General features: G+C 65.8%; 19 protein-coding genes, 1 pseudogene and 1 riboswitch. Of the genes and pseudogenes, 5 read left to right on the forward strand and 15 right to left on the reverse strand.

The features are described from left to right. Window positions 1-20: 20 nt before the first annotated feature. The 3 genes from F3I16_RS16580 (at window position 21) to F3I16_RS16590 (ending at window position 2471) form a co-directional block, all read left to right on the forward strand. Entirely contained in the window at window positions 21-1019 is a 999-nt protein-coding gene (locus tag F3I16_RS16580; protein ID WP_160494670.1) for a class I SAM-dependent methyltransferase, read from the forward strand. A 111-nt stretch (window positions 1020-1130) separates the two neighbouring features. Next, window positions 1131-1290, forward strand: a riboswitch (yybP-ykoY riboswitch). A 49-nt stretch (window positions 1291-1339) separates the two neighbouring features. Then, on the forward strand, window positions 1340-1921 hold the full coding sequence (locus F3I16_RS16585) for a TMEM165/GDT1 family protein (RefSeq protein ID WP_160494813.1): 582 nt from the start codon (window positions 1340-1342) through the stop codon (window positions 1919-1921). 106 nt (window positions 1922-2027) lie between these two features. Further along, window positions 2028-2471 (forward strand): ester cyclase, encoded by a 444-nt coding sequence (locus F3I16_RS16590; RefSeq protein WP_160494671.1) that lies wholly within the window; start codon window positions 2028-2030, stop codon window positions 2469-2471. A 44-nt stretch (window positions 2472-2515) separates the two neighbouring features. On the opposite strand, the gene F3I16_RS16595 is transcribed toward F3I16_RS16590, so the two are convergent. After that, window positions 2516-3337 (reverse strand): M48 family metallopeptidase, encoded by an 822-nt coding sequence (locus F3I16_RS16595; RefSeq protein WP_160494672.1) that lies wholly within the window; start codon window positions 3335-3337, stop codon window positions 2516-2518. 1259 nt (window positions 3338-4596) lie between these two features. On the opposite strand from F3I16_RS16595, the pseudogene F3I16_RS21440 reads away from it, so the two are divergent. Then, window positions 4597-4797: pseudogene (locus F3I16_RS21440) on the forward strand (HAMP domain-containing protein); the annotation flags it as partial. A gap of 114 nt (window positions 4798-4911) precedes the next feature. Beyond that, entirely contained in the window at window positions 4912-5655 is a 744-nt protein-coding gene (locus F3I16_RS21445; protein WP_372239645.1) for a methyl-accepting chemotaxis protein, read from the forward strand. A 45-nt stretch (window positions 5656-5700) separates the two neighbouring features. On the opposite strand, the gene ispD is transcribed toward F3I16_RS21445, so the two are convergent. The 14 genes from ispD to F3I16_RS16670 all read right to left on the reverse strand — a co-directional run bounded on the left by ispD (window position 5701) and on the right by F3I16_RS16670 (window position 21382). Continuing rightward, window positions 5701-6411 carry a 2-C-methyl-D-erythritol 4-phosphate cytidylyltransferase gene (gene ispD / locus F3I16_RS16605; RefSeq protein ID WP_160494674.1) on the reverse strand — a complete coding sequence of 237 codons (711 nt, stop codon included), beginning with the start codon at window positions 6409-6411 and terminating at the stop codon, window positions 5701-5703. Beyond that, a complete protein-coding gene (gene ftsB / locus F3I16_RS16610) occupies window positions 6408-6689 on the reverse strand; it encodes a cell division protein FtsB (RefSeq protein WP_160489981.1) in 282 nt (93 codons plus the stop codon). Before ftsB ends, ispD begins: the two co-directional genes overlap by 4 nt. Window positions 6690-6796: 107 nt before the next feature. Next, on the reverse strand, window positions 6797-8086 hold the full coding sequence (gene eno, locus F3I16_RS16615; protein ID WP_160494675.1) for a phosphopyruvate hydratase: 1290 nt from the start codon (window positions 8084-8086) through the stop codon (window positions 6797-6799). Window positions 8087-8131: 45 nt separating this feature from the next. Continuing rightward, the gene (kdsA, locus tag F3I16_RS16620; RefSeq protein ID WP_160494676.1) at window positions 8132-8977 is read right to left on the reverse strand and encodes a 3-deoxy-8-phosphooctulonate synthase; all 846 of its coding nucleotides are present in this window, start codon (window positions 8975-8977) and stop codon (window positions 8132-8134) included. 4 nt (window positions 8978-8981) lie between these two features. Continuing rightward, entirely contained in the window at window positions 8982-10613 is a 1632-nt protein-coding gene (locus F3I16_RS16625; RefSeq protein ID WP_160494677.1) for a CTP synthase, read from the reverse strand. Window positions 10614-10773: 160 nt separating this feature from the next. Beyond that, on the reverse strand, window positions 10774-12090 hold the full coding sequence (tilS, locus tag F3I16_RS16630) for a tRNA lysidine(34) synthetase TilS (RefSeq protein ID WP_178116685.1): 1317 nt from the start codon (window positions 12088-12090) through the stop codon (window positions 10774-10776). A 56-nt stretch (window positions 12091-12146) separates the two neighbouring features. Beyond that, window positions 12147-13097: an acetyl-CoA carboxylase carboxyltransferase subunit alpha gene (locus tag F3I16_RS16635; RefSeq protein WP_160494678.1), complete on the reverse strand. Its 951-nt coding sequence runs from the start codon at window positions 13095-13097 to the stop codon at window positions 12147-12149. 118 nt (window positions 13098-13215) lie between these two features. Continuing rightward, entirely contained in the window at window positions 13216-16737 is a 3522-nt protein-coding gene (gene dnaE / locus F3I16_RS16640; RefSeq protein WP_160494679.1) for a DNA polymerase III subunit alpha, read from the reverse strand. Between the two features lie 80 nt (window positions 16738-16817). After that, a complete protein-coding gene (rnhB, locus tag F3I16_RS16645; protein WP_160494680.1) occupies window positions 16818-17420 on the reverse strand; it encodes a ribonuclease HII in 603 nt (200 codons plus the stop codon). Beyond that, window positions 17420-18553 (reverse strand): lipid-A-disaccharide synthase, encoded by a 1134-nt coding sequence (lpxB, locus tag F3I16_RS16650; protein WP_160494681.1) that lies wholly within the window; start codon window positions 18551-18553, stop codon window positions 17420-17422. The genes rnhB and lpxB overlap by 1 nt, the downstream gene beginning before the upstream one ends. Window positions 18554-18556: 3 nt before the next feature. Continuing rightward, window positions 18557-19333 carry an acyl-ACP--UDP-N-acetylglucosamine O-acyltransferase gene (gene lpxA / locus F3I16_RS16655; protein ID WP_160494682.1) on the reverse strand — a complete coding sequence of 259 codons (777 nt, stop codon included), beginning with the start codon at window positions 19331-19333 and terminating at the stop codon, window positions 18557-18559. Continuing rightward, window positions 19330-19770, reverse strand: a complete 441-nt coding sequence (fabZ, locus tag F3I16_RS16660; RefSeq protein ID WP_160494683.1) for a 3-hydroxyacyl-ACP dehydratase FabZ — start codon at window positions 19768-19770, stop codon at window positions 19330-19332. The genes lpxA and fabZ overlap by 4 nt, the downstream gene beginning before the upstream one ends. Before the next feature lie 47 nt (window positions 19771-19817). Further along, window positions 19818-20879: a UDP-3-O-(3-hydroxymyristoyl)glucosamine N-acyltransferase gene (gene lpxD / locus F3I16_RS16665; RefSeq protein ID WP_160494815.1), complete on the reverse strand. Its 1062-nt coding sequence runs from the start codon at window positions 20877-20879 to the stop codon at window positions 19818-19820. Further along, window positions 20879-21382 (reverse strand): OmpH family outer membrane protein, encoded by a 504-nt coding sequence (locus tag F3I16_RS16670; protein ID WP_160489971.1) that lies wholly within the window; start codon window positions 21380-21382, stop codon window positions 20879-20881. The genes lpxD and F3I16_RS16670 overlap by 1 nt, the downstream gene beginning before the upstream one ends. Window positions 21383-21397: the final 15 nt, after the last annotated feature.

The raw sequence follows: 21397 nt of genomic DNA on the forward strand, positions 1-21397 counted from the left end.
TCCCGAGCGGAGAGCCGCCCATGGACCCTCGAAGCGAAGTACTGCTGCGCCAGGCGGAGCTGTTCCAAGGCCCGCTGCTGCTCGCCGGGCTGCCCGCCGACGACCTGCTCGGCCGGCTGCCGAACGCCCGCGGCTGGAGCTGGCACGCCGGCGAACAGGCCCTGCTGCAGGCCCGTTTCGCCGGGCGCTGCCAGTTCGGCACTGCTGTTCCCGAGCGCGCATTTGATAGCGCCGTGCTGTTCCTGCCGAAGTCGCGCGAGCTAACCGACTACCTGCTGCAAGCCCTGGCCGCCCGCCTGGGCGGCCGCGAGCTGCTCCTGGTCGGCGAAAAACGTGGCGGTATCGAGCGCGCAGCCAAGCAACTGGCGGCCTATGGCCATGCGCGCAAGCTGGACAGCGCCCGCCACTGCCAGCTGTGGCAGGTCAGCGTGAGCCGGGCGCCGGCCAGCCCCGACCTGGAAGGCCTGGCCCGGCACTACCAGCTGCAGCTGCACGATGGCCCGCTGCAGGTGGTCAGCCTGCCGGGCGTGTTCAGCCATGGTCGCCTGGATCGCGGCACCGCCCTGCTGCTCGATCAGCTGGATGGCATGCCGGCCGGCCACCTGCTCGACTTCGGCTGCGGCGCCGGCGTACTCGGCGCCACGCTCAAGCGCCGCTACCCGCACAGCCGGGTCAGCCTGCTGGACGTGGACGCCTTCGCCGTCGCCAGCAGCCGCCTGACCCTGGCCGCCAATGGCCTGGAGGCCGAGGTCATCGCCGGTGACGGTATCGATGCGGCACCCAGCGGGCTGGCCGCCATTCTCAGCAACCCGCCGTTCCACCAGGGCGTGCACACCAGCTACCAGGCCACCGAGCAGCTGCTGCGCCAGGCCGCCCAGCACCTGCAGCCGGGCGGCGAGTTGCGCCTGGTGGCCAACAGCTTCCTCAAATACCCGCCGCTGATCGAGCAGCACCTGGGTAGCTGCCAGACGCTCAAGGACGCCGAGGGTTTTCGCATCTACCGGGCCATTCGCCGCTAGCCAGAGAGAGGGCAAGTGAAACCCGTACCAGCGCTACCGCGGGTTTCACTCGACCACTCGGAAGCCAACGCCCCACGTGGGTTGCCCAAGCAGAGCGAGTTGGGCACAATGCCGCCCGTCCTAGGGGAGTAGTCTCCCGTGAGCGCCCGCTCACCCGGCATGCGTCAACACACTTGCTCCACAGAGCATGGCGCATGCGACCTCCGGCCTGCAGCAGGCCTGGGTTTGACAAGACCTATGACACGCACACCTTACCCGGGGCGGGGAGGTCGTACGTGTCATAGCTAACCGTCGAACCCGCCCCTTAGGAATGCCTGATGCTGGAATCCCTGTTCGTCTCCACCGGAATCGTTGCCCTGGCCGAAATCGGCGACAAGACGCAGCTGCTCGCGCTGGTCCTGGCCGCACGTTTCCGCCGTCCCTGGCCGATCATCTGGGGCATCGTCATCGCCACCCTGGCCAACCACTTCGTCGCCGGCGCGGTCGGGCACTGGGTCGCCGGGCTGTTCTCGCCCACCACCCTGAGCTGGATCCTCGCCGCCTGCTTCGCCGCCGTGGCCGTCTGGACCCTGATCCCGGACAAGCTGGACGACGACGAAACCTCCGCCCTCAAGCGCTACGGCCCGTTCTTCACCACGCTGATCGCCTTCTTCATCGCCGAGATGGGCGACAAGACCCAGATCGCCACCGTGATGCTGGCCGCCCAATACCAGCACCTGTTCATGGTGGTCGCCGGCACCACGCTGGGCATGCTGCTGGCCAACGTGCCGGTGGTCCTGGCCGGGCATTTCGCTGCCGATCGTCTGCCGCTGACGCTCATTCATCGCCTCGCCGCCGCCTGCTTCCTGGCCCTGGCGATCTACGCAGCCTGTCAAGCACTGGGCCTGGTCGGCGGTCTCTGAGAAAAAGCCGCGCCGGGAGCCGCCGGCAGCGCCAGTCACCGCCCCGGATCGGGCTGGTAAGCTGTGCAAGGAGTTGCACAGTCCCTGCCTGACTGAGGAGCAGTACATGTCACTGGAAGAGATGAAGAAGCGCGTACGCCAGCACATCGACCTGTCATGGAACAAGGGTCGGCTGGCCCTGGCCGAGCAGCTGCACAGCCCGGACTTTCTCTACAAGAGCTCGTTCATCGGCCGGCCGCTGAACAGCGCGGCCTACGTGCAGATGGTCTTGGACATCCGCAGCGCCATGCCCGACCTGGAAGTGGTGCTCGAGGAATGCATCGCCGAAGGCCACAAGGTGGTGACCTGGAGCACCCTGATCGGCACCATCCAGAAGCCTGCCCTGGGCTATCCGCCGAGCGACAAGGTGATGAGCATCTCGGCCATGGCCTTCTGGAGCCTGACCCCGGCCGGCGATATCCGCGAGATCTGCACCATGTTCGACATGGAAAGCTTTCGCTCCCAGCTCGGCCTGCAGACCCAGCCGTTCACCGAGAAAGCCCTGCCCTGAGCCCCTCCTGACGAACCGGCGCGCAACAGCGCCGGTGCGTGCTGTTACTGCCGGCCCCGGGCCTGCTGGTACAGCGGCATGACCTTGGGAATCGCCGCCTGCAAGGCCGCGATGCGGCTGCCGGAGGACGGGTGGGTGCTCATGAACTCCGGCGGAGCGCCGCCACCGGCACTGCTCATCTTCTGCCACAGGCTGATCGCCGCATTGGGGTCGAAGCCGGCGCGCGCCGCCAGCTCCAGGCCGATGATATCCGCCTCGTTCTCGTTGCCGCGGCTGTTGGGCAGGGTCATGCCGTACTCCACCGCGGCATCGGCCAGGACCATGCTGTCGGACCCCAGCCCCAGCAAGGCGCCGGCGCCCTGCTTGGCCAGCTCGACGCCGTAGGCCTTGGACATCGCCTCGCGGCTGTGCTCGCGCAGGGCATGGGCGATCTCGTGGCCCATCACCGCGGCGATTTCGTCATCGGACAGCCGCAGCTTCTCGATCAGGCCGCTGTAGAAGATGATCTTGCCGCCGGGGCCGCAGTTGGCGTTCAGCTCCGGGCTGTCGATCAGGTTGACCTCCCACTGCCACTGCGCCGCATCGGCGCGGAAGATCGGCGCCTGGCGGATCAGGCGGTCGGCAATCGCCTGCAGGCGCCGGGCATTCTGGCTGCTCTTGTCCAGCACGCCCTTGGTCGTGGCCTCCCCCAGGGTCTGCTGGTAGGACTGCGCATACATCTGGTTGACCTGCTGGGTCGACAGCATGCTGAACATGTACTGCTTGCGCTCGACCCCAACGGCGCCGCCGCTGGTGGTGTTGACCGCCTGACAGGCTGCGAGCAATCCGCAAACAGCCACTCCAGCCAGGCGCAATGGGGTAATCATGGTGTTCCTCCGTCATCACAGGTGGCTCATGCTAGGTCGGCCTCGGCCGCGGGACAACCCGCGCCGCTTGCACTATGACCCGCGGCGATCTTTGCTAGTTGCATGGCCGCGCTAATGCTTTAACCCCGCGCGGCCGATAAGCCAGGGACAGGTTACAACTCGATCGTTGTGGAGTCCCTATGCGCTTCAAGTCCATCCAGTTTTCCGTGGTCGTGCTGGCCGGCGCCAGCGTGCTCGCCGTCGTCATCGCCCTGGTGCTGTACGCCCTGTTCGCCGGCTCGCGCACCCAGGAACTGGTGCATGAGCGCACCCGGGTATTGCTCGAACAGGTGATCGACCAGCGCCTGATCGCCCTGGCCCAGGCCCAGGTCGGCAGCCTGCAGCAACAGTTCGAAGCGCCGATGAACCTGTCCAAGTCCCTGGCCACCCTCAGCAGCCAGATGAGCGCCAATGCCGACGGCACACCGGCCGTCAGCCTGAGCCGTGAAGAGCTGTCCGCCCTGACCGGCGTCTACCTGGGCAAGCACCCCGAACTGATCGACCTGTACATCGGCTGGGAGCCCAATGCCTTCGACCAGGACGACGACCTGTACGCCGGGCAGAAGGACGGCGGCTACGACGAGAGCGGTCGCTTCATGCCCTGGTGGTACCGCGACGGCAACGTCCTGAAGCTGGAGCCGCTGACAGCCGGCCTGATGGAAAGCGAGAAGATGCTGCCCACCGGCGTGCGCGAAGGCGAATTCTACCTGTGCCCGAAAACCAGCAAGCAGCCCTGCGTGGTCGACCCGGCCGCCTACGATTTCGGCGGCAAGCAGGTGCTGGTCGCCTCCTTCAACGCGCCCATCCTGGTCGACGGCCAGTTCAAGGGTGCGGTGGGCAACGACCTGGCCCTGGACTTCATCCAGGGCCTGCTCGGCCAGGCCAAGAGCGGGCTCTACCAGGGCGCCGGGGAGCTGGCGCTGATCGCCGCCAACGGCACCCTGATCGCCGCGACCAAGGATGCCGGGCTGATCGGCCAACCCGCCAGCAAGGCCCTGCAGGGCGAGTTGCTGGACCAGCTCAAGCAAAGCAGCGACGAACAGCCGATCCTCCATCTCGACGACGACCAGCAACAGTTCCAGCTGCTGCTGCCGTTCAAGGTGGCCGGCACCAGCACACGCTGGACGCTGGCCATCGAGCTGCCGACCGCGGCGGTATTCGCCGACCTGCAGAAGCTGCAATCGGGCCTGGCCGAGCAGGCCCGGGAAGACACCCTGGGCATGACCCTGGTCGGCCTACTGGTCGCCAGCCTCGGCCTGCTGGTGATCTGGTTCGTCGGCTACGGCATCGCCCACCCGCTGCGGCAGATGGTCGGCATGCTCGACGACATCGCCAAGGGTGACGGCGACCTGACCAAGCGCCTGCAGGTGGACCGCGCCGACGAGCTGGGGCAGATCGCCAAGGGATTCAACACCTTCCTCGACAAGCTGCAACACATGATCCGCGACGTGGTCACCTCGGTACAGCAGGTCAGCGACTCGTCGGAACACACCGCCGACATCGCCATCCGCACCAACCAGGGCGTGCAGAAGCAGATGGCCGAGATCGACCAGGTCGCCACCGCCGTGCACGAGATGACCGCCACCGCCCAGGACGTAGCGCGCAACGCCACCCAGGCGGCCGAAGCCGCCAACCATGCCGACCGCTCGGCCAACGACGGCAAGCACATCGTGCAGAAGACCTCCAGCGCAATTGCCTCGCTGGCCACCGAGATCGGCCGCGCGACCGGCGTGGTGCAGACCCTAGCCAAGGACAGCGAGAACATCAACGCCATCCTGGTGGCCATCCGCGGCATCGCCGAACAGACCAACCTGCTCGCCCTCAACGCGGCCATCGAGGCGGCCCGGGCCGGCGAGCAAGGCCGCGGATTTGCCGTGGTCGCCGACGAGGTGCGCAACCTGGCGCAGAAGACCCAGCAGGCCACCGAAGAAATCCAGGCGATGATCCAGCAGCTGCAACACGGCACCCGCGAAGTGGTCAGCGTCATGGAGCAGAGCCAGGCGCGCACCGACGACAGCGTGCAGCAGGCCGCTGCCGCCGCCCAGGCGCTGGAATCGATCACCCAGGCGGTGTCGGTGATCAACGACATGAACACCCAGATCGCCAGCGCCGCCGAGGAACAGAGCGCGGTGGCCGAGGACATCAACCGCAACGTCACCAATATCGGTCAGGTCGCCGGAGAAGTGGCCGGTGGCGCCGACGAGGCCAGCCAGGCCAGCGCCGAGCTGACCAAGCTGGCCGAGCAGCAGCGGCGGCTAATCAATCAGTTCAGGGTGTAAGCGAGGCGATGGGCGGGGCGCCCTGCCCCGCCTTGAGCACTTAGCTCAGGCCTTGTGCGCCCAGCGCTGGCGCAGCCACTCCAGGTCTTCCGGGCGGGTGATCTTCAGATTGTCCGCCCGCCCCTCGATCAGGCGCGGCGCCAGGCCGGCCCACTCCAGGGCAGAGGCCTCGTCGGTCACCGCCACGCCGGCGACCAGGGCATCGGCCAGGGCCCGATGCAGCGCGGCGAAATGGAACATCTGCGGGGTGAAGGCCTGCCAGATCACGCTGCGGTCGACCGTCTCCTGCACCCGGCCATCCGCCCCGACGCGCTTGAGGGTGTCGCGCGCCGGCACCGCCAGCAGGCCGCCGACCGGGTCGTCGGCCAGCTCGGCCAGCAGCAGGTCGAGGTCGGCACGCGCCAGGTTGGGCCGCGCCGCATCGTGCACCAGCACCCAGTCGCCCTCCTGCGCGCCCAGTTCGAGCAGCTGCAGCAGGCCATTGAGCACCGAGTCGGCCCGTTCGGCGCCACCCTCGACCCGCTGGATGCGCGGATCACGGGCGCCCGGGAGTGCCGGCCAGTAGGGATCGTCCGCCGCCAGGCAGAGCACCAGGCCCTTGAGCTGCGGATGATCGAGAAAACAATCGAGGGTGTGTTCGAGAATGCTCCGTCCGGCCAGCTGCAGGTACTGCTTGGGACGGTCGGCGCGCATGCGCGAGCCGATGCCGGCGGCGGGAATCACCACCCAGAACGGCGGCAGGGTCGCGCTGCTCATTCAGCCAGCTGATAGAGGGTCTCGCCCTCTTTGACCATGCCCAGCTCGTGGCGCGCGCGCTCCTCGACGGTCTCGGTGCCCTGCTTGAGCTCCATGACCTCGGCTTCGAGAATGCGATTGCGCTCCAGCAGGCGCTCGTTCTCACCTTTCTGATCGGCGATCTGGCGCTTCAGCTCGGCCACCTGGGCCAGACTGCCATCGCCCACCCACAGGCGATACTGCAGGCCGGAGAGCACCAGCAGCAGCGCGAGGAACAACCAGTAGGGAGCTTTAGCCATCGAACTCGGAATCCATAAGCAAAGGGCAGCTTGCGCTGCCCTTTTACCATTTCTTACCTAACTACTGAAAACGTCGCGAGCGACGATCAGGCCAGGCGCAGCAGTTTTCAGCCGCGGAACTCGGCACGACCCTTGTACGGGGCTTTGCCGCCCAACTGCTCTTCGATACGCAGCAGCTGGTTGTACTTGGACACGCGATCGGAACGGCACAGGGAGCCGGTCTTGATCTGGCCGGCGGCGGTGCCGACGGCGAGATCCGCGATGGTGCTGTCCTCGGTCTCACCGCTGCGGTGCGAGATCACCGCGGTGAAGCCGGCAGCCTTGGCCATCTGGATGGCTTCCAGGGTTTCGGTCAGCGAGCCGATCTGGTTGAACTTGATCAGGATCGAGTTGCCGATCTTCTCGTCGATGCCGCGCTTGAGGATCTTGGTGTTGGTGACGAACAGGTCGTCGCCGACCAGCTGCACTTTCTCGCCGATCTTGTCGGTCAGCACTTTCCAGCCGGCCCAGTCGGACTCGTCCATGCCGTCTTCGATGGAGATGATCGGGTAGCGCTGGGTCAGGCCGGCCAGGTAGTCGGCGAAGCCTTCGGCGCTGAACACCTTGCCCTCGCCTTCGAGGTCGTACTGGCCGTCCTTGAAGAACTCGCTCGATGCGCAGTCCAGGGCCAGGGTGATGTCGGTGCCCAGCTTGTAGCCGGCGTTGGCCACGGCCTCGGCGATGGCGGCCAGGGCGTCTTCGTTGGAAGCCAGGTTCGGCGCAAAGCCGCCCTCGTCACCCACGGCGGTGTTCAGGCCACGAGCCTTGAGCACGGCTTTCAGGTGATGGAAAATCTCGGCACCCATGCGCAGGGCGTCGGCGAAGGTCTTGGCGCCAACCGGCTGGACCATGAACTCCTGGATGTCGACGTTGTTGTCTGCGTGCTCGCCGCCGTTGATGATGTTCATCATCGGTACCGGCATGGAGTAGACGCCCGGGGTACCGTTGAGGTCGGCGATGTGCGCGTACAGCGGCACGCCCTTGGCCTGGGCGGCAGCCTTGGCGGCGGCCAGGGACACGGCGAGGATGGCGTTGGCGCCCAGCTTGCCTTTGTTCTCGGTGCCGTCCAGGTCGATCATGGCCAGGTCGAGGGCTTTCTGCTCGCGGGCATCGAAGCCCAGCAGCAGCTCACGGATCGGGCCGTTGATGTTGGCCACGGCCTTCAGCACGCCCTTGCCCAGGTAACGGCTCTTGTCGCCATCACGCAGTTCCAGCGCTTCGCGCGAACCGGTGGAAGCACCGGACGGCGCACAGGCGCTGCCGATGATGCCGTTGTCGAGGATTACATCGGCTTCTACGGTGGGGTTGCCACGGGAGTCGAGAACCTCACGGCCCTTGATGTCGACGATTTTTGCCATTCTTGTTAGCTCCAACAGTTGAAAGATGCGATCCGCAAGCGAGGCTTAAGCCGTCTGAATCGGTGCAAAACTCTTGACCAGATCATCCAGCTGCTTGAGCTGGGTGAGGAAGGGTTCCAGCTTGTCCAGGCGCAGGGCGCAAGGGCCGTCGCACTTGGCGTTGTCCGGGTCCGGATGGGCCTCGAGGAACAGCCCGGCCAGGCCCTGGCTCATGCCGGCCTTGGCCAGGTCGGTGACCTGGGCGCGGCGGCCGCCGGCGGAGTCGGCACGCCCGCCCGGCATCTGCAGGGCATGGGTGACGTCGAAGAATACCGGGTACTCGAACGACTTCATGATGCCGAAGCCGAGCATGTCCACCACCAGGTTGTTGTAACCGAAGGAGGAACCACGCTCGCAGAGGATCAGCTGGTCGTTACCGGCCTCCTCGCACTTGGCCAGGATGTGTTTCATCTCCTGGGGGGCGAGGAACTGGGCTTTCTTGATGTTGATCACCGCGCCGGTCTTGGCCATGGCCACCACCAGGTCGGTTTGCCGCGAGAGGAAGGCCGGCAGCTGGATGATGTCGCACACCTCGGCCACCGGCGCGGCCTGGTAAGACTCATGCACGTCGGTGATCACCGGCACGCCGAAGGTCTTCTTCACTTCCTCGAAGATCTTCATGCCCTCTTCCAGGCCCGGGCCGCGGAAGGAGGTGATCGAGGAGCGGTTGGCCTTGTCGAAGCTGGCCTTGAACACGTAGGGGATGCCGAGTTTCTCGGTGACCCGCACGTACTCTTCGCAGGCCTGCATCGCCAGGTCGCGCGATTCCATGACGTTGATGCCGCCGAACAGCACGAACGGCTTGTCATTGGCGATCTCGATGCCGCCAACCTTGATGATCTTCTGTGCCATGTCCTTATGCCTTCTTCGCTTTCTGGGCCAATGCCGCGTTGACGAAGCCGCTGAATAGCGGATGCCCGTCGCGCGGGGTGGAGGTGAACTCCGGGTGGAACTGGCAGGCGACGAACCACGGGTGATCCGGCGCTTCGACCACTTCGACCAGGGCACCGTCACCGGAGCGGCCGGAAACTTTCAGACCGGCGGCCTGCAGTTGCGGCAGCAGCTTGTTGTTGACCTCGTAGCGATGACGATGACGCTCGACGATCACGTCCTGGCCGTAGCAGGCGCGTACCTGCGAGCCGGCTTCCAGCTGGCAGTCCTGCGCACCCAGGCGCATGGTGCCGCCGAGGTCGGAGTTTTCGCTGCGCTTTTCCACTTCGCCGGTGGCGTCTTCCCACTCGGTGATCAGGCCGACCACCGGATGCGCGCTGGCCTGGTCGAATTCGGTGGAGTTGGCGTCCTTCCAGCCCAGCACATTGCGGGCGAATTCGATCACCGCCACCTGCATGCCCAGGCAGATGCCCAGGTAGGGAATCTTGTTCTCGCGGGCGTACTGCACGGTGGTGATCTTGCCTTCCACGCCGCGCAGGCCGAAACCGCCGGGCACCAGGATGGCATCGACGCCTTCGAGCAGGCCGGTGCCCTTGTTCTCGATGTCTTCCGAGTCGATGTAGCGCAGGTTGACCTTGGTGCGGTTCTGGATGCCGGCATGGCTCATCGCTTCGATCAGCGACTTGTAGGCATCCAGCAGCTCCATGTACTTGCCGACCATGGCGATGGTGACTTCCTTCTCCGGGTGCAGCTTGGCATCGACCACGCGCTCCCACTCGGACAGGTCGGCACCCTCGCAGCTGAGGCCGAAGCGCTCCACGACGAAATCATCCAGGCCCTGGGCATGCAGGATGCCGGGGATGCGGTAGATGGTGTCGGCGTCCGGCAGGCTGATCACCGCACGCTCTTCGACGTTGGTGAACAGGGCGATCTTGCGCCGCGAGGACAGGTCGATCTCGTGGTCGGAGCGGCAGACCAGCACATCCGGTTGCAGGCCGATGGAGCGCAGCTCCTTGACCGAGTGCTGGGTCGGCTTGGTCTTGGTTTCGCCGGCGGTGGCGATGTACGGCACCAAGGTCAGGTGCATCAGCATCGCGCGCTTGGCGCCGACTTCCACGCGCAGCTGGCGAATCGCCTCGAGGAAGGGTTGCGACTCGATGTCGCCGACCGTACCGCCCACTTCCACCATCGCCACGTCGGCATCGCCGGCGCCCTTGATGATGCGCCGCTTGATCTCGTCGGTGATGTGCGGGATCACCTGGATGGTCGCGCCCAGGTAGTCGCCACGGCGCTCCTTGCGCAGCACGTCTTCGTAGACGCGGCCGGTGGTGAAGTTGTTGTTCTGGGTCATGCGAGTGCGGATGAAGCGCTCGTAGTGACCCAGGTCCAGGTCGGTCTCGGCGCCGTCGTGGGTGACGAACACCTCACCGTGCTGGAACGGGCTCATGGTGCCCGGATCGACGTTGATGTAGGGGTCCAGCTTGAGCATGGTGACCTTCAGGCCCCGCGCCTCCAGGATGGCCGCCAGTGAAGCCGAAGCGATGCCTTTCCCCAATGAAGAAACAACACCACCCGTGACGAAGATGTAGCGCGTCATGAAAAATCCTAGAAGTCTGCGTTCAAGCGGTCAGCGCCGCCGGGGTGAAAGCGAGGCCGGCACACTCGGCCAACCTGAAATAAGCAAGCCACTGCGGGCTCCAAGGGAATCCGCAGAAAGCAGTAACAAGACGGGAGCGTAGTCTACCGGAAAGGCCCTTTCAGCTCAAACCTTGCGCGTTGGTCGGCGGCTGCCAGCACAAGCGCCAGTCGCCCAGCTGCGAGCCATCGATTCCCGGCAGGTTGGCCACGGCCAGCAGCGCCTCGCCGCGATAGAGCAGCGGCAAACGGCCGCGGACAAACGCCGGCACGCCGCGCTCGTTGAGCAGGCGCTTGAGGTCGCGATGGCCGCGCCCGGGGAGCGCCAGCACTTCGCCGCCGGTGCGGTAGCGAATCTGCAGCCCCTGCCGCGGTCCACTGCCCTGCAGGCTGGCCCAGCCATTGCCGGGCAACGCCAATGGTTGAGCCGGCATATCCCACGCCCCCGGCGCCAATGGCTGGCGCAGCCAGTCGCCGGCCAGCCACCACAACCGTTCGTCGGCACGCCTGAGCTCACCGGCGGCCAGGCGCCAGATCGGTGCCGCATCGGCAGCGGCATCGCGCAAGGCATCCCAGCCGGCCCAGTGGGCGCTGTCCGGCAAGGGCGTCAGGGGCGCCAGCCAGTGGCGCAGGGCATTGCGCTGGCGCGACGGCGACAACTCGCGCAACGCCGCCAGCCGCAGCGCGGGCAGGTTCAGCCAGGCGAACTCGCCCGCCAGCCGCGCAGGCGCCAGGTCGCCGACCGCCAACTCATCCAGCAGGTCCTGCGCCTCGCGCAGATGAGCCGCGCTGCGCGCCAGATTCTGCAGCGCCTGCGGCCAGTGCCGCGCCAGCGGCGGCAGCACCTCGTGGCGGAGGAAGTTGCGCGCCAGGCGGCTATCCGCATTGGACGGGTCCTCCACCCAGCGCAGCCCCTGCTGCTCGGCATAGGCCTGCAGCTCGGCGCGCGACACACCCAGCAGCGGCCGCAGCAACTGGCCGCGGCCCAGCGCCCGCCGCGCCGGCATGCCGGCCAGGCCACGCACGCCGGCACCGCGCAGCAGACGAAAGAGCAAGGTCTCGGCCTGATCATCGCGGTGCTGACCGGTGAGCAGCAGCTCGCCCGCGCCCAGGTGGCGCGCGAACGCGGCATAACGCGCCTCGCGGGCGGCCCGTTCGAGACTGGCCCCGGCCTCGACCTGGACGTACTCGACCCGCAGCGGCACACCCAATGCCGCGCACAGCTGCCGACAGTGAGCCGGCCAGGCATCGGCCGCCGCCTGCAAACCATGGTGGACATGGATGGCGCCAAGCGCCGGCAACGACTCGCGCTCGCGCAGGCGCACCAGCAGGTGCAACAGCACGGTGGAATCCAGGCCACCGGACAGCGCCACCCGCCAGGCCGGCGCGGCCAGCCAGGGTTGCAGCGCTGCGTGCAGTCGGCTTTCGAGAGAGATCATCGGCCTAGCTTAAACAACAACGGGCCCGAAGGCCCGTTGTGCGTGCTGCAGGATGATCAGGCGATGCCGTAGCTCATCAGGCGCTGGTAGCGACGCTCCAGCAGCTTGTCGGCATCCAGCTTCTGCAGGTCCTTGAGCTGCGACAGCAGCGCCTTGCGGATGCTCGCCGCCATGGCTTGCGGGTCGCGGTGGGCGCCGCCCAGCGGCTCGGCGATCACCTTGTCGACGATACCCAGGCCCTTCAGGCGCTCGGCGGTGATGCCCATGGCTTCGGCCGCTTCCGGCGCCTTCTCGGAGGTCTTCCACAGGATCGAGGCGCAGCCTTCCGGCGAGATCACCGAATAGGTGGAGTACTGCAGCATATTCAGCTGGTCGCAGACGCCGATGGCCAGCGCGCCGCCGGAACCGCCCTCGCCGATCACGGTGGCGATGATCGGCGTCTTCAGGAGCGCCATCACCCGCAGGTTCCAGGCGATCGCCTCGCTCTGGTTGCGTTCCTCGGCGTCGATGCCCGGGTAGGCGCCGGGGGTATCGATGAAAGTGAGGATCGGCAGCTTGAAGCGCTCGGCCATCTCCATCAGGCGGCAGGCCTTGCGGTAGCCTTCCGGGCGCGGCATGCCGAAGTTGCGACGGACCTTCTCGCGCACTTCGCGGCCCTTCTGGTGACCGATGATCATCACCGGCTGGTCGTCCAGGCGGGCAACGCCGCCGACTATGGCCGCATCGTCGGAGAAGTGGCGGTCGCCATGCAGCTCGTCGAACTCGGTGAAGATGTGCTCGATGTAGTCGAGGGTGTAGGGCCGGCGCGGGTGGCGCGACAGCTTGGAAATCTGCCAGCTGCTGAGATTGCCGAAAATGCTTTCGGTCAGCGTGCTGCTCTTGTCCTGCAGGCGGGAGATCTCGTCGCTGATGTTCAGCGCATTGTCGTTACCGACCAGGCGCAGCTCTTCGATCTTGGCTTGCAGGTCGGCGATCGGCTGTTCGAAATCGAGAAAGTTCGGGTTCATAGGCGTCCGTCATGCGTCGGCGGCCGAATGGCCGGGCGGCTGGTTCCATCTGGCGCATTACCTTAAGGGATAAGGCGCCCAGGGTCGAGGCCGAGAAGGCAAGCCTGTGGCCTGCCCCTCAGCGGTATTGGAGGAAGACGTTGTCTTTGCCGAACTGGTCACGCAGGGTCTGGATCAGACCATCGGCCGGGTCGATGCGCCATTGCTCACCGAACTGCAACAGGGCCTTGGCCTCGCTGCCGCTGTAGTCCAGAGTCAGCGGGCAGGCGCCGCGGTACTTGCCGAGCAATTCACCCAACCAGCGCAGGCGATCGCCCTGCAGCGCCTCGCGACCGACACGCAGGCGCAGACTTTCCGCCAGGCCGGTGCGCGCCTCTTCCAGGCTCATCACCCGCTTGGCGCGCAGGCGCAGGCCGCCGGAGAAGTCGTCGTTGCTCACCTCGCCCTCGACCACCACCAGCGCATCGCTCTGCAACAGCGCCTGGTTGCTGGCGAAGGCGTCGGCGAACAGCGAGGCCTCGATCCGCCCGGAACGGTCGTCGAGGGTGATGAAGCCCATCTTGTCGCCCTTCTTGTTCTTCATCACCCGCAGCGCCACGATCAGCCCGGCGATGGTCTGGGTGTCGCGGGCGGCGCGCAGTTCGACGATGCGCTGGCGGGCGAAGCGGCGCACCTCGCCCTCGTACTCGTCGATCGGGTGGCCGGTCAGGTACAGGCCGAGGGTGTCCTTCTCGCCCTTCAGGCGCTCCTTCAGCGACAGCTCGCGGACCTTGCGGTGGTTGACGTAGACGTCCGCCTCCGGCTCGGCGAACAGGCCGCCGAACAGGTCCATGTGGCCGCTGTCGTGGCTGCGTGCGGTCTGCTCAGCAGCCTGCACGGCCTCCTCCATGGCCGCCAGCAGCACCGCGCGATTGAGGTCGATGCCGGCCTGGTAGGCCTTGAGCTCGTCCTGGTAGTAGGGACCGAGGCGATCCAGTGCGCCCGAGCGGATCAGCGCCTCCAGGGTGCGCTTGTTGATGCGCTTGAGGTCGACGCGGTTGCAGAAGTCGAACAGGTCCTTGAACGGCCCGCCTTCGGCGCGGCACTCGACGATGGCCTCCACCGGCCCCTCACCGACCCCCTTGACCGCGCCCAGGCCGTAGACGATGCGCCCGTCGTCGTTGACGGTGAACTTGAACTCCGAGGTGTTCACGTCCGGCGCATCGATGCGCAGCTTCATGTTGCGGCATTCCTCGATGAGGATTACCACCTTGTCGGTGTTGTGCATATCCGCCGACAGCACCGCGGCCATGAAAGGCGCCGGGTGATGGGCTTTCAGCCAGGCAGTCTGGTAGGAAACCAGGCCGTAGGCGGCCGAGTGGGATTTGTTGAAGCCATAGCCGGCGAATTTTTCCACCAGATCGAAGATGTTGCCCGCCAGGTCGGCATCGATGTTGTTGTTGGCACAACCCTCGATGAAGCCGCCGCGCTGCTTGGCCATCTCCTCCGGCTTCTTCTTGCCCATGGCGCGGCGCAGCATGTCGGCGCCGCCGAGGGTGTAGCCGGCCATTACCTGGGCGATCTGCATCACCTGTTCCTGGTACAGGATGATGCCGTAGGTCGGCTTGAGCACCGGCTCCAGGCCCGCGTACTGGTAGTCCGGGTGCGGGTAGGACAGCTGCTCGCGGCCGTGCTTGCGGTTGATGAAGTCGTCCACCATGCCCGACTGCAGCGGCCCCGGGCGGAACAGCGCCACCAGGGCGATCATGTCTTCCAGGCAGTCCGGCTTGAGCTTCTTGATCAACTCCTTCATGCCGCGCGATTCGAGCTGGAAGACCGCGGTGGTCTCCGCCTTCTGCAGCATGTCGTAGGTCTTCTTGTCATCCAGCGGGATGAAATCGATGTTGACGTCGGGCAGGCCCTTCTTCGCTTGCTCGCGGTTGATCGTTTCCATCGCCCACTTGATGATGGTCAGGGTGCGCAGGCCGAGGAAGTCGAACTTGACCAGGCCGGCCGCCTCCACGTCATCCTTGTCGAACTGGGTGACCAGGCCGCCGCCTTCCTCATCGCAGGCGATGGGCGCAAAGTCGGTGAGCTTGGTCGGCGCGATCACCACGCCGCCGGCGTGCTTGCCGGTACCGCGGCAGATGCCCTCGAGCTTGAGCGACATCTCCCAGATTTCCGCCGCCTCCTCGTCGACCTTGAGGAACTCGCGCAGCGGCTCCTCCATCTCGTAGGCCTTCTCCAGGGTCATGCCGACTTCGAAGGGGATCATCTTCGACAGGCGATCGGCCAGGCCGTAGGACTTGCCCTGCACCCGCGCCACGTCGCGCACCACCGCCTTGGCCGCCATGGTGCCGAAGGTGATGATCTGGCTCACCGCGTTGCGCCCGTATTTCTCGGCCACGTAGTCGATCACCCGGTCGCGGCCGTCCATGCAGAAGTCGACGTCGAAGTCGGGCATGGAGACCCGTTCGGGGTTGAGGAAACGCTCGAACAGCAGGTCGTAGGCCAGCGGGTCGAGGTCGGTGATCTTCTGCACGTAGGCCACCAGCGAACCGGCACCCGAGCCCCGGCCCGGGCCGACCGGCACGCCGTTGCTCTTGGCCCACTGGATGAAGTCCATGACGATCAGGAAGTAACCGGGGAAGCCCATCTGGATGATGATATCCAGCTCGAAATTCAGCCGGTCGATGTAGACCTGCTTCTTCGCCTCGTAGTCCGGGGTGTCCTTGGGCAGCAGGACCTGCAGGCGCTCCTCCAGGCCGTCGAAGGAGACCTTGCGGAAGTACTCGTCCATGGTCATGCCGGCCGGCACCGGGAAATCGGGGAGGAAGTACTTGCCCAGCTGCACCTCGATGTTGCAGCGCTTGGCGATCTCCACGGTGTTGGCCAGCGCCTCGGGGATATCGCTGAACAGCTCGGCCATCTCGGCCGGGGTCTTCAGGTACTGCTGATCGGAATAGGTGCGCGGCCGGCGCGGATCATCCAGGGTGCGGCTTTCGCCGATGCACACGCGGGTTTCGTGGGCCTCGAAGTCGCCCTGCTTGAGGAAGCGCACGTCATTGGTCGCCACCAGCGGCGCACCACAGCGCTCGGCCAGGGCCACGGCAGCATGCACATGCTCCTCGTCGTTGATCCGGTTGCAGCGGTGCAGCTCCAGGTAGAAACGCTCGGGGAACACCGCCCGCCATTCGCCCAGCAACTCCTCGGCGCGGGCCTGTTCGCCGGCCAGCAGGGCATGACCGATCTCGCCGTCGCGCGCGCCGGACAGGGCGATCAGGCCCTCGGCCGCTTCCTTGACCCAGTCGCGCTGGATGATCACCAGGTCGTTGCTCTGCCCATCGCTCCAGCCGCGGGACACCAGCTCGGTGAGGTTGCGATAGCCCTTGGGGTTCATCGCCAGCAGGGTCATGCGCGTCAGCGGGCCATCTTCCTCGGCGCTGGCCAGCCAGATGTCGGCACCGCAGATCGGCTTGATCCCGCCGCCCATGGCCGCCTTGTAGAACTTCACCAGCGAGCACATGTTGCTCTGGTCGGTCACCGCCACCGCCGGCATGCCGGCAGCGGCCACCGCCTTGACCAGGGGTTTGACCCGCACCAGTCCATCGACCAGGGAAAACTCGGTGTGCAAACGCAGATGGACGAAGGTGGCGGTCATGACGATCCTGTACAGAACACAAAAACAATAAGGCCCGGATTGTACCGGGCCCGCACTCAAACGACAGCTTGAGACTGTCGCTAGTCGACTCCTTCCAGCACCGCGCGCACCGGGGCGAAGGAGCGCCGGTGGATCGGTGTGGCGCCCAGGCGCTTGAGCGCTTCCAGGTGCACCGGCGTGGGGTAACCCTTGTGCCCACCGATGCCATAACCGGGATACAAGGCTTCCAACTCCTGCATCTCGCGGTCGCGGCTGACCTTGGCCAGGATCGAGGCGGCAGCAATGGCCGGCACCTGGCTGTCACCCTTGACCACCGGCGCACTGGGCACCGCCAGGCGCGGACAGCGATTGCCGTCGATCAGCGCCAAGCGCGGCGTCACCTGCAGGCCTTCGACCGCGCGCTGCATGGCCAGCATGGTGGCATGCAGGATATTCAGGCGGTCGATTTCCTCCACCTCGGCGCGGGCGATGCACCAGGCCAGGGCCTTTTCGCGGATCTCGTCGAACAGTTTCTCGCGGCGCGCCTCGCTGAGTTTCTTCGAGTCGTTGAGGCCGAGGATCGGCCGCGCCGGGTCGAGAATCACCGCCGCCGTAACCACCGGGCCGCACAAGGGGCCGCGACCGACCTCGTCGACGCCGGCGACCAGCTCCTCGACCAGGCTGAAATCCAGACCCAGCTGCATCAGGCCTGCCCCGCCAGTTTGAGCACCGCATCGGCGGCCTGCTGCGAGGCGTCCTGGCGCAGCGCGCGATGAATCACATCGAAGCCCTGGGTCTGCTCCACGCCATTGTCGAGCAGCGGCACCAGGGCCTGGGCCAGGGCGTCGGGCGTGGCGGCATCCTGGATCAGTTCCGGCACCAGCATGCGCTCGGCCAGCAGATTGGGCAGGGAAATGTACGGGCTTTTCACCAGGCGCTTGAGAATCCGGTAGGTCAGCGGCGCCACGCGGTAGGCCACCACCATCGGCCGCTTGTACAACAGCGCCTCCAGGGTCGCCGTACCGGAGGCGATCAGCACCGCATCGCAGGCCGCCAGCGCCTCGTGGGACTGGCCATCGAGCAGCAGCAACGGCAGGTCGCGACTGGCCAGCAATGCCTCCAGCTGGGCCCGTCGCTCGGCGCTGGCGCAGGGCAGCACGAACTGCACGCCCGAACGCAGCGCACGCAGGCGCTGCGCCGTATCGAGGAACAGTTCGCCCAGACGCGCCACCTCGCCGCCACGGCTACCCGGCAGCAGCGCCACCAGCGGCGCCTCGAGAGGTACGCCCAGGGCTGTCCGAGCCGCCTGGCGATCGGCCTGCAAGGGGATGGTATTGGCCAAGGGATGCCCGACGAAACGCACCGGTACCTGATGGTCGAGGTAGAACTTGGCCTCGAAGGGAAACAGGGTCAGCATCAGGTCGCAGGCTTGGCGAATTTTCAGCACGCGCTTCTGCCGCCAGGCCCAGACCGACGGACTGACGTAGTGCACGGTCTTGATCCCGGCCTGGCGTAGCTTGAGTTCGAGGGTCAGGTTGAAGTCCGGCGCATCGATACCGATGAACACATCCGGTTTGGCGTCGCTCAGCGTGCGGATCAGGCGCTTGCGCCGGGCCAGCAGCTCTGGCAAGCGGCCGAGCACCTCGACCAGCCCCATCACCGCCAGACGCTCCATGGGAAAGTAGGACGCCAGGCCTTCGGCCTGCATGCGCGGGCCACCGATACCGATGAATTCGACCTGCGGATGCCGCGCCTTGAGCGCCTGCATCAGACCGGCGCCGAGGATGTCGCCGGAAGCCTCACCGGCGACCAGCGCTATGCGTAAGGGACGGGCCATGACTTAGCGGGTGATGCCGCGGGTCGAGGCCTGGATGGAGTCGCGGAACACCGCCACTTCCGGAAATTGCGCGGAGGACTCGGCCAACTCGGCCAGCGCCTGCTCGACGGTCAGCCCCTGGCGATACACCACCTTGTAGGCGCGGCGCAGGGCGGCGATGGCCTCGGTGCTGAAACCGCGCCGGCGCATGCCCTCGAAGTTCATGCTGCGCGCCTCGGCCGGGTTGCCGAACACGGTGACATAGGCCGGCACATCCTTGCCGATGGCCGTGCCCATGCCGGAGAAGCTGTGCGCGCCAATGCGGCAGAACTGGTGGACCAGGGTGAAGCCGGAGAGGATCGCCCAGTCGTCCATATGCACATGCCCGGCCAGGGCGGTGTTGTTGACCAGGATGCAGTGGTTGCCAATCACGCTGTCGTGGCCGATATGCACATAGGCCATCAGCAGGTTGTGGTCGCCAATGGTGGTTTCCGAGCGGTCCTGCACGGTACCGCGGTGGATGGTCACCCCCTCGCGGATCACGTTGTGGTCGCCGATCACCAGGCGGGTCGGCTCGCCGTTGTACTTCAGGTCCGGGGTGTCTTCACCGACCGAAGAGAACTGGTAGATATTGTTGTGCTTGCCGATCTTGGTCGGGCCCTTGACGATCACGTGCGGGCCGACCACTGTGCCCTCGCCAATTTCCACATCGGGCCCAATGATCGACCAGGGGCCGACCTGAACGTCATCCGCCAGCTTGGCCGACGGATCGATGATGGCGCGAGGGTCAATCAAACTCATAGTTTGCGTTCCGCACAGATGATTTCCGCCGAGCAGACTTCCTTGCCATCGACGCTGGCCTGGCACTCGAACTTCCAGATGCTGCGCTTGCAGCTGAGGAAGCGCGCTTCCAGGATCAGCTGGTCGCCCGGCAGCACCGGCTGGCGAAAGCGTAGCTTGTCCGAGCCGACAAAGTAGTACAGCGTGCCGTCGGCCGGCTTCACATCGAGCATCTTGAAGCCGAGGATGCCGGCGGCCTGAGCCATGGCTTCGATGATCAGCACGCCCGGCATGATCGGGTGCTGGGGAAAGTGGCCGTTGAAGAACGGCTCGTTGATGCTGACATTCTTGTAGGCGCGAATCTTCTTGCCTTCAACATCCAGGTCCACCACCCGATCCACCAGCAGGAAGGGGTAACGGTGCGGCAAATACTCGCGAATCTCGTTGATGTCCATCATGTACGGAAAGCCTGTTCTAAAGAATGGGAGCGTGCGTCGGACGCGGGTCAGGCATCTGATGAGGCATCGTCGCTCGGGGTCACGGCAGCCAGGCGCTTTTCCATATCGCGCAGGCGTCGTGCCATATCGTCCAGCTGGCGAATGCGCGCGGCACTCTTCTTCCAGTCGGCCGCAGTTTGCATCGCCGTGCCCGAGGAATAGGCCCCGGGCTCGGTAATCGAACGGGTGACCATGGTCATCCCGGTAACGAACACGTTGTCGCACACCTCGATGTGCCCGACCATGCCGACACCGCCGGCGATCATGCAGTTGCTGCCGATCTTGGTGCTGCCGGAAATGCCCACGCAGCCTGCCATCGCGGTGTTGTCACCGACCTGCACGTTGTGCGCGATCATGATCTGGTTATCCAGCTTGACCCCGTTGCCGATCAGCGTATCGGCCAGGGCACCGCGGTCGATGGTGGTGTTGGCACCGATCTCGACATCGTCGCCCAGGGTCACGCCACCGATCTGCGCGATCTTGCGCCAGACGCCCTTCTCGTTGGCAAAGCCGAAGCCTTCGCCACCGAGTACGGCACCGGACTGGATGACCACGCGTTTGCCGATGTGCACGTCGTGATACAGGGTCACGCGCGGCGCCAGCCAGCCATTCTCGCCGATGGAACTGCGCGCACCTATCGAGCAATGCGCGCCGATGGTCACGCCAGCGCCGATCTGCACAGCGCTTTCGATCACCGCATAGGCACCGATGCTGGCAGTCGCATCGACCTGGGCATCGGCCGCCACCACGGCAGTCGGATGAATTCCGGCCGCGGCGACCGGTTTGCGATCGAACAGATGGGAAAGCTGGGCATAGGCCAGATAGGGATTGGCCACCAGCAGGGCATCGCCCGCGTAGCCTTCGGCATCGGCCGGCGTCAGCAATACCGCCGCCGCCTCGGTGGCAGCAAGAAACTTGCGGTACTGGGCGTTGGCCAGGAAGCTCAGCTGGTCGCCGCGGGCATCCTGCAGGGAGGCCAGGCCACGCACCGGCTTGTCCGCGGAGCCACGCAGGGTGGCCCCCAGACGCTCAGCCAGCTGACCGAGGGTAAACGACACGGCGCTCATGATCAGCGCAGCTTGTTCATGCGCTCGATGACCTGGCGGGTGATGTCGTACTGCGGTTTGACATCGATCACCGCGCCGCGCTCCAGCACCAGGTCGAAGCTGCCGCCCTTGATTACTTCCTCGACAGCCTTGTCCAGCTTCGGCTTGAGCTGCTTGAGCATGTCGCGATCGGAAATCGCCTTGGCCTCGTTCAGCTCCTTGGACTGGAACTGGAAGTCGCGCGCCTTCTGCTTGAATTCGAGTTCCAGACGCTCGCGCTCGGCCTGCTGCATGCGCTCGCCTTCCTTGACCAGACGGTCCTGGATGCGCTTGGCATCGGTTTCCAGCTGCTTGAGCTTGTTCAATTGCGGACCGAACTTCTTCTCGGCATCCACGGCGTACTTCTTCGCTGCGTCGGACTCAAGCAAGGCCATTTGATAGTTCAGTACCGCCACCTTCATCTCGGCAAACGCCGGAGTCGCCACCAAGGCCATGGTGATCAGTACCCATTGAGTCAACTTACGCACGATGCACTCCCGCAA

The organism is Pseudomonas sp. L-22-4S-12, from assembly GCF_009799935.1.
In the GTDB taxonomy this organism is placed as follows: Bacteria; Pseudomonadota; Gammaproteobacteria; order Pseudomonadales; family Pseudomonadaceae; genus Aquipseudomonas.

Excerpts from the sequence above, each read along its gene's own strand:
- F3I16_RS16580 (WP_160494670.1), top strand. The coding sequence starts at position 21 with ATGGACCCTCGAAGCGAAGTACTGCTGCGCCAGGCGGAGCTGTTCCAA.
- F3I16_RS16590 (WP_160494671.1), top strand. The coding sequence starts at position 2,028 with ATGTCACTGGAAGAGATGAAGAAGCGCGTACGCCAGCACATCGACCTG.
- F3I16_RS16595 (WP_160494672.1), bottom strand. The coding sequence starts at position 3,337 with ATGATTACCCCATTGCGCCTGGCTGGAGTGGCTGTTTGCGGATTGCTC.
- F3I16_RS21445 (WP_372239645.1), top strand. The coding sequence starts at position 4,912 with ATGGCCGAGATCGACCAGGTCGCCACCGCCGTGCACGAGATGACCGCC.
- ispD (WP_160494674.1), bottom strand. The coding sequence starts at position 6,411 with ATGAGCAGCGCGACCCTGCCGCCGTTCTGGGTGGTGATTCCCGCCGCC.
- ftsB (WP_160489981.1), bottom strand. The coding sequence starts at position 6,689 with ATGGCTAAAGCTCCCTACTGGTTGTTCCTCGCGCTGCTGCTGGTGCTC.
- eno (WP_160494675.1), bottom strand. The coding sequence starts at position 8,086 with ATGGCAAAAATCGTCGACATCAAGGGCCGTGAGGTTCTCGACTCCCGT.
- kdsA (WP_160494676.1), bottom strand. The coding sequence starts at position 8,977 with ATGGCACAGAAGATCATCAAGGTTGGCGGCATCGAGATCGCCAATGAC.
- F3I16_RS16625 (WP_160494677.1), bottom strand. The coding sequence starts at position 10,613 with ATGACGCGCTACATCTTCGTCACGGGTGGTGTTGTTTCTTCATTGGGG.
- tilS (WP_178116685.1), bottom strand. The coding sequence starts at position 12,090 with ATGATCTCTCTCGAAAGCCGACTGCACGCAGCGCTGCAACCCTGGCTG.
- F3I16_RS16635 (WP_160494678.1), bottom strand. The coding sequence starts at position 13,097 with ATGAACCCGAACTTTCTCGATTTCGAACAGCCGATCGCCGACCTGCAA.
- dnaE (WP_160494679.1), bottom strand. The coding sequence starts at position 16,737 with ATGACCGCCACCTTCGTCCATCTGCGTTTGCACACCGAGTTTTCCCTG.
- rnhB (WP_160494680.1), bottom strand. The coding sequence starts at position 17,420 with ATGCAGCTGGGTCTGGATTTCAGCCTGGTCGAGGAGCTGGTCGCCGGC.
- lpxB (WP_160494681.1), bottom strand. The coding sequence starts at position 18,553 with ATGGCCCGTCCCTTACGCATAGCGCTGGTCGCCGGTGAGGCTTCCGGC.
- lpxA (WP_160494682.1), bottom strand. The coding sequence starts at position 19,333 with ATGAGTTTGATTGACCCTCGCGCCATCATCGATCCGTCGGCCAAGCTG.
- fabZ (WP_160494683.1), bottom strand. The coding sequence starts at position 19,770 with ATGATGGACATCAACGAGATTCGCGAGTATTTGCCGCACCGTTACCCC.